The organism is Caulobacter sp. AP07 (assembly GCF_000281955.1).
In the GTDB taxonomy this organism is placed as follows: Bacteria; Pseudomonadota; Alphaproteobacteria; order Caulobacterales; family Caulobacteraceae; genus Caulobacter.
The window spans coordinates 1-2793 of record NZ_AKKF01000319.1; the positions used below are offsets into that span (position 1 = coordinate 1).

2 protein-coding genes are annotated in these 2793 nt (G+C 70.1%); both read right to left on the minus strand.

All coding sequences use genetic code 11. The features are described from left to right. Positions 1-120 precede the first annotated feature (120 nt). The gene (locus PMI01_RS25795) at positions 121-1548 is read right to left on the minus strand and encodes an amidase (protein WP_081497748.1); all 1428 of its coding nucleotides are present in this window, start codon (positions 1546-1548) and stop codon (positions 121-123) included. Positions 1549-1800: 252 nt separating this feature from the next. Further along, positions 1801-2583 carry a thioesterase family protein gene (locus tag PMI01_RS25800; protein WP_007676793.1) on the minus strand — a complete coding sequence of 261 codons (783 nt, stop codon included), beginning with the start codon at positions 2581-2583 and terminating at the stop codon, positions 1801-1803. Positions 2584-2793 lie beyond the last annotated feature (210 nt).

A 2793-nucleotide genomic window follows, 5' to 3' on the forward strand; every position in this document is an offset into this window, starting at 1 on the left:
GGGGGTAAGACGTCAGCCGCCCATCCCCGAAGCCCTGCCCGAATCTTCAACAGCGTCACCCCTCACCCTCCCAAGCTGCGCTTGGGCCCCTCCTTCTCCCCTCCGGGAGAGGGTTTTTCACTACGGCGCCACCGTCGGCAAAAACTTCGGCTCCTTCCGCCGCATCGTCGCCTGCTCGTAGGCGAACCCCAGCCCCAGCAGCCGCGCCTCGCTCCAGGCCGGGCCGATGAAGCTGAGCCCCACCGGCAGGCCGCCGACGTCGCCCATCGGCACGGTCAGGTGGGGATAGCCGGCCACGGCGGGCAGGGTGGTGGACGAGCCGCCGTAGTGGTCGCCGTTCAGCGGGTCGATGGTCCAGGCGGGGCCGGTGGTCGGGGCGACGATGGCGATCGCGCCTGTGTCCTTGAGGATCTTGTCGATGCCCTCGGGACCGGCCAGCCGCTTGGCGTCGGCGGCGGCCTTGATGTAGGCGGGGTCGTCATAGCCCTTGGTGGCCTGGGCCTTCTCGAAGGTCTCCTGGCCGAACCATTCCAGCTCCTTGGGCGTGACCTTGTTGAAGGCGATCACGTCCGCCAGCGTGCGGGTCTTGACCTTCGTCGGGTCGGTCGAGGCCAGGTAGGCGTTCAGGTCGACCTTCAGCTCGGTATAGAGCACCACGCCCTCGGCCTTGCCGATCGGGCCCTCGTCGAATTCCTTGACGTCGACCAGGGTCGCGCCCTGGGCCTTCAGGTCCTTCAGCGCCTGCTCGAACACCGCGTCCGTGCCCGGCGAATAGCCGGTGTAGAAGCGGGCGACGGCCAGGGTGACGCCCTTCAGCGCGTCCTTGCTCAGGCCCTTGGCGTAGTCGGTCTTGCGGGCGTCGGCGTCCCGGGTCGCCGGGTCGGCGGGGTCGGAGCCGGCGATGGCGGTGAGGATCAGGGCCGCATCGGTGACCGTGCGGGTCATCGGCCCGGCGGTGTCCTGGCTGTGGCTGATCGGCACGATGTGGGTGCGCGACACCAGGCCGACCGTGGGCTTGAGGCCGACCAGGCCGTTGATCGCGGCCGGGCAGGTGATCGAGCCGTCGGTCTCGGTGCCGATCGCCGCCGGGGCCATGCCCGCCGCCACCGCCGCGCCCGACCCCGCCGACGAGCCGCAGGCGCTGCGGTCCAGCACATAGGGGTTGCGCACCGTGCCGCCGATCGCGCTCCAGCCGCTGATCGAGTGGTCCGAGCGGATATTGGCCCATTCCGACAGGTTGGCCTTGCCCAGGATCACCATGCCGGCGTCGGTCAGCCGCCGGACCAGTGGGGCGTCGCGGCCGGTGACGTTGTCCTTCAGGGCCAGCGAGCCGGCGGTGGTGGCGGTGTCGTCGGCGCTCTCGATATTGTCCTTCAGCAGGATCGGCACGCCGTGCAGCGGCCCCCGGACCTTGCCGGCCTTGCGCTCGGCGTCCAGCGTCCGGGCGTCGGCCAGGGCGTGGGGGTTCAGGGCGATGACGGCGTGGAGCAGACTATTGCCTTGCTGGATCCGATCCAGCAGGGCTCTGGTTTCCGCTTCCGACGCCATGAGCTCAGGAACCGCCCAGAGTTGGCTGGGCGGCGGCGGCCCTGTCCGGCGCTCGGCGGTGATGACGATCGTCTCCGTGCCACCCTTGGATTTGACCTTCGCTTGGGCGCCCAGAGCGCTGGTAGCCCCAAGAGCGAAGAAAGCCGCGGCTGCGCCGCCGATCAGCAAAGCCTTCTTGATCACGCCTCATTCCCCCGAATGTGTCGGCCGTCCGACGCAATCCCGTCTTCGGGGATTCGCCAGGACCAGCCGTCAGATGAACACCGCCACGTTCTGGCGCGCAACGATCAACGGGGTTCCTGCGCTGTCCCACACCGCCATGTCCTGGGCGGAATAGCCTTCGAGGACGGTGTCGGCCCGGCTTTTCATCAGCCGCCAGCCGTCGTCGCCGGCGACGGGTTCGGCCAGCACGTCCAGCGACCAGGTCATGGTCGAGATCGGGGCGCGCTCGGGAAACAGGGTGACGGCCGGCGGGGGCAGGGCGTCGGCCAGGGCGACCAGGGCGGCCAGCGAGCGGGCGGCCGGGTCCTGGTGGCGGATCCAGACCAGGAAGTCCGGCGCGCCCGGCGTGCCGATCGGCGTGCCGCCGGCCTGCTTGAACTCGAACTGCTGGGTGAAGTTGGGGCCGCTCCCGTTCCGGAAGAAGCCGGGACAGTCGGCGGCGGGCGCGACGGCCGGCATGGCCAGGTCGCTGTGCGACAGCCGCGATTGCCGCGCCGCGCCGAACGTCAGGACGGCCCGGGTGGCCAGGCCCTGCTCGCCGACCAGGTCGACGCCCATGAACAGGGTCGACTTGCCGCGCCGCAGCACCGTGGTCTGGATCGCCAGTTCGCCGGCCGCCGGGCCGACGAAGGCGAACTGGCCCGAGCGCAGGGGCGGGGCGTCGGGAACCGCCCGCGTCGCCGCCTCCAGGCACAGGGCCGCCGACAGCCCGCCATAGGTGGTCCGGCCCTGCTGCCAGTCGGGCGTGACATGGGCGGAGAAGCCGCTGTCGGTGGGGGCGAGGGCGGTCATCAGCTCGGTATAGGTGGTCACGGGAGGTCCTGATTTGCTTCGGACGCGAAGGTTCGTCTTCTTTCGCTACGGAAGTCAAATGGGGGTTGATACTTGCCCCCTACGGGAAGAGATCCGACTGGCGCGGCCCCACCTAGGTCCTCCCCCTGTGGGGGAGGCGGCCGAAGGCCGGTGGGGGGAGGTTTGGGGTCCTTGATCCGGATGGTGGCCATCGGCCGATCACTCCCCCCT

Bases quoted from the DNA above. Each gene is read 5' to 3' on its own strand.
- PMI01_RS25795 (WP_081497748.1), bottom strand. From the start codon at position 1,548: ATGGCGTCGGAAGCGGAAACCAGAGCCCTGCTGGATCGGATCCAGCAA.